This window comes from Devosia sp., assembly GCF_036676215.1.
GTDB lineage: Bacteria > Pseudomonadota > Alphaproteobacteria > Rhizobiales > Devosiaceae > Devosia.
Genome location: NZ_JAKFDJ010000120.1, coordinates 1 through 2,220, shown reverse-complemented (window position 1 = coordinate 2,220; position 2,220 = coordinate 1). Strand labels below are relative to the sequence as shown.

Genomic DNA, 2,220 nt, shown 5'->3' with positions numbered 1-2,220 from the left:
GGATGACCAGCTTGTCGTTGGTCTTCGCGAAATCGGCCACCACGCGGGCGGCGGCCACGGCATCCACGGAGAAGCCATAGATCAGCGGTCCGGTCATCTGGTCGGCCACCACTTCGAAGCTGCTGCCGCTCACAGCCCGGCGGGCCAGGGTGTTCTTCAGAACACTCAGGTTCACGCCCTGCTTGCGCGCGTCGCTGCGCAGCCTCGTCATGTCGGCGACCGTGATGCCGCGGTATTCCGCCAACACCAGCGTCTGGGCTTGAGCGGCCAGGCCGGTCACCTCTTCGACGACCGCTTGCTTCTCATTGCGATTCAGACTCAAGGTCTACTCCTTCCAATTGCGCCGGCGGGTTGGCACCACGCGCGGCGCGCCTTTGCTGCAGCGACCAAACCTCGAGGGAACTACTCAACTTCTCTCTAGGCGGGATCGCCATCTGCGCTGGCCCGGCTGCCGGGTTGCCCCGGCGGCCGCCGATTAAGCGCATTGCTGCGCGCCAGCGGTCTTGGATGGCCTGCCGGTCTTCGCTTGCGCGGGGCCGGCAGCCCACCATTGCCGGCCGGTCCTTTCGGCCCGGCCGGAATTCCTGTCTCAGCCCTGCACCGTGATGGTCTGCGTGTCCACCCGGATGCCCACGCCCATGGTCGAGGACACCGCCACCTTGCGCAGGTACACGCCCTTGCTCGAAGCCGGCTTGGCCTTGTTCAGCGCGTCGATCAGCGCGGCCAGGTTGCCCTGCAGCTTGTCGGAGTCGAACGAACGGCGGCCGATCGTGCCGTGGATGATGCCGGCCTTGTCGACCCGGAACTGCACCTGGCCGGCCTTGGCGTTCTTGACCGCGGTGGCCACGTCGGGCGTCACCGTGCCGACCTTGGGGTTGGGCATCAGGCCGCGCGGGCCCAGGATCTGGCCCAGCGTACCGACCACGCGCATCGCGTCGGGGGCGGCAATCACCACGTCGAACGGCATGTCGCCGGCCTTGACGCGGGCCGCCAGGTCGTCCATGCCGACCACGTCGGCGCCGGCAGCCTTGGCTTCCTCGGCCTTGGCGCCTTGCGCGAACACGGCCACGCGCTTGGTCTTGCCGGTGCCGTTGGGCATTACCACGGCGCCGCGAACGACCTGGTCGGACTTCTTGGCGTCGATGCCCAGCTGCACGGCCACGTCGATGGACTCATCGAACTTGGCGGTGGCGCACTCCTTGACGATGCCCAGGGCCTCGGACAGCGGGTACAGCCGGTTGCTGTCGACCTTGCCCTCGAAGGCTTTCTGCTTCTTGCTCAGCTTGGCCATTTACACACCCTCCACGGTGACGCCCATGGAGCGGGCCGAGCCCGCCAGGGTCTTGATCGCGCCTTCGATGTCCGCGGCGTTCATGTCCTTGAGCTTGGTCTTGGCGATCTCCTCGAGCTGGGCACGGGTGATCTTGCCGACCTTGTCGGTGGCGGGCTTGGCCGAGCCCTTGTCCAGCTTGATCGCCTTCTTGATCAGGACCGTCGCCGGCGGCGTCTTGATGATGAAGGTGAAGCTCTTGTCCGCGTAGGCAGTGATCACCACCGGCAGCGGCAGGCCCGGCTCGACACCCTGGGTCTGGGCGTTGAACGCCTTGCAGAACTCCATGATGTTCAGGCCGCGCTGGCCCAGCGCGGGGCCGATCGGGGGCGATGGGTTGGCCTTGCCAGCCGGCACTTGCAGCTTGACAAAACCGACGATCTTCTTCGCCATGGTTCAGGTACTCCTTGCGGGTGCAAACGCCTCGGCATTCATGCCTCGGCTCCCCGGGGGTTTGCGGCTCTGACTGCTACCGCCGATTGCCGAGCCGGAGAGGCAATCGAACGGGTGAGGACAGGGCGGTTTCCCACCCGGCCTCCGGTTTACGTCTTTTCCACCTGCGAGAACTCGAGCTCGACCGGCGTCGCCCGGCCGAAGATGGTGACGGACACCCGCACCTTGCTCTTCTCGTAGTTGACTTCCTCGACGGTGCCATTGAAGTCGGTGAACGGGCCGTCCTTGACGCGCACGTACTCGCCGACCACGAACTCGACCTTGTGGCGGGGCTTTTCCACGCCCTCTTCCATCTGGCCCAGGATCTTGGCGACCTCGTCCTCGGAGATCGGGGCCGGGCGGTTCTTGGCGCCGCCGACGAACCCGGTCACCTTGTTGGTGTGCTTGACCAGGTGCCAGGTGTCGTCGTTCATCACCATCTGCACCAGCACGTAGCC

General features: G+C 66.0%; 4 protein-coding genes. All 4 read right to left on the bottom strand.

Translation table 11 applies throughout. The features are described 5' to 3' along the window. A partial coding sequence (gene rplJ / locus V6M52_RS11185; RefSeq protein WP_332701076.1) for a 50S ribosomal protein L10 occupies nt 1-322 on the bottom strand: 322 nt, incomplete at its 3' end. A 267-nt stretch (nt 323-589) separates the two neighbouring features. Beyond that, nucleotides 590-1,291 (bottom strand): 50S ribosomal protein L1, encoded by a 702-nt coding sequence (gene rplA, locus V6M52_RS11180; protein WP_332701075.1) that lies wholly within the window; start codon nt 1,289-1,291, stop codon nt 590-592. After that, a complete protein-coding gene (gene rplK, locus V6M52_RS11175) occupies nt 1,292-1,723 on the bottom strand; it encodes a 50S ribosomal protein L11 (protein ID WP_332701074.1) in 432 nt (143 codons plus the stop codon). 149 nt (nt 1,724-1,872) lie between these two features. After that, nucleotides 1,873-2,220 (bottom strand): transcription termination/antitermination protein NusG (nusG, locus tag V6M52_RS11170; protein ID WP_332701073.1); only part of this gene is annotated, 348 nt, incomplete at its 5' end.

Bases quoted from the DNA above. Each gene is read 5' to 3' on its own strand.
- rplA (WP_332701075.1), bottom strand. From the start codon at position 1,291: ATGGCCAAGCTGAGCAAGAAGCAGAAAGCCTTCGAGGGCAAGGTCGAC.
- rplK (WP_332701074.1), bottom strand. From the start codon at position 1,723: ATGGCGAAGAAGATCGTCGGTTTTGTCAAGCTGCAAGTGCCGGCTGGC.